Source organism: Pseudomonas sp. 58(2021) (assembly GCF_017491585.1).
Taxonomy (GTDB): Bacteria; Pseudomonadota; Gammaproteobacteria; order Pseudomonadales; family Pseudomonadaceae; genus Aquipseudomonas; species Aquipseudomonas fluorescens_BT.
Genome location: NZ_JAFGYZ010000062.1, coordinates 1 through 448, shown reverse-complemented (window position 1 = coordinate 448; position 448 = coordinate 1). Strand labels below are relative to the sequence as shown.

The following is a 448-nucleotide window of genomic DNA, read 5'->3' as shown; positions in this document are numbered from 1 at the left end:
ACGTGTAGCAATGTAGGCAGTTTTTCTAATTTGCCTCTCTGATAAAGCAAATAACACCCATAGGCCAAAACAAGCGAATCTCGCCCACCACTGCACGCCAAATATAGCGGATACGGCAAATCACTTAGGGCAGTTAAGGCAGATAAAATGGGGCAGGCACTCATATCTATATCACCACGTCCGCCAAATTACCCTTCTGTTCAAGCCACGCCCTACGATCAGATGCTCGTTTTTTGCCAAAAGCATGTCCATGACACTGTTGGTGCTTGCAAAATCATCAATATCAAGCTGTACCAAACGGCGAGTATCAGGATTCATGGTCGTCTCACGCAAATGCTCAGGATTCATCTCACCTAAGCCTTTAAAGCGAGTGATTTGTGGCTTGCCCTTTGAGCTGACCCTTTTTAAAATGGCGTTTAGCTCATCATCATCTAGGGCATAATGCACC

Annotated in this window: 1 pseudogene; it reads right to left on the bottom strand. The window is 45.5% G+C overall.

Annotated features, from left to right (window positions below):
- Positions 1 to 166: 166 nt before the first annotated feature.
- A pseudogene (locus tag J5M72_RS28760) lies at positions 167 to 448 on the bottom strand (DNA topoisomerase IV subunit B); the annotation flags it as partial.